This window comes from Brachyspira sp. SAP_772 (assembly GCF_009755885.1).
GTDB lineage: Bacteria > Spirochaetota > Brachyspiria > Brachyspirales > Brachyspiraceae > Brachyspira.
Genome location: NZ_VYIX01000295.1, coordinates 1 through 589 on the forward strand (window position 1 = coordinate 1; position 589 = coordinate 589).

At 21.1% G+C, this 589-nt stretch carries 2 pseudogenes; both read right to left on the bottom strand.

Annotated elements, in window-relative coordinates:
* Nucleotides 1-195: pseudogene (locus tag GQX97_RS14120) on the bottom strand (SH3 domain-containing protein); the annotation flags it as partial.
* Nucleotides 196-204: 9 nt separating this feature from the next.
* Nucleotides 205-589, bottom strand: a pseudogene (locus tag GQX97_RS14125) (aerotolerance protein); the annotation flags it as partial.

Below are 589 nucleotides of genomic sequence, written 5' to 3' on the forward strand. Positions count from 1 at the left end.
ATAATACAAATCTTTAGACACCACATTAGAGCTTATTAAATTAAGATATAAATTATTAGCCTCTATATAACTTCCTTGATTATATAAATCATTTGCATTTTTAAATATATTATTGATGTTCTCTAAATCATTTTGAGCAAAAAGGAAATTGCATCCAAAAACTAAAAACATTATAATAATTTTTTTAATACTCATAAATAAAAGTCACTTCTTTTTGTTAATACTAGTAATTATTTCAATAGCCTTACTATGATAATCTGTATTCTCACTCTGTTKATTTCCAGAATAAAGCTCTCTCTCACAAGAATCTATTATAGACTTTATCTCTTTTATTTTTTCTTCTTCTACTTTTCCATTTAATTCCAAATAAATATTTTTGGAGTTTGTATTTAATTTCTTTTTAATCTCTTTTTCTATATAAGAAATAACACTTTTACAATACTCTTCTCTATTTCCYTCATTATAATTTGAAATCATAATACTAATACCAGATTCTTTATTATTGTTTGAAGGAGATAAAGCTAATGTTTTAATCTTCTTAGAAAATACTATAATAAAAGAAAATATTATTAAAATAAGTATATAAATA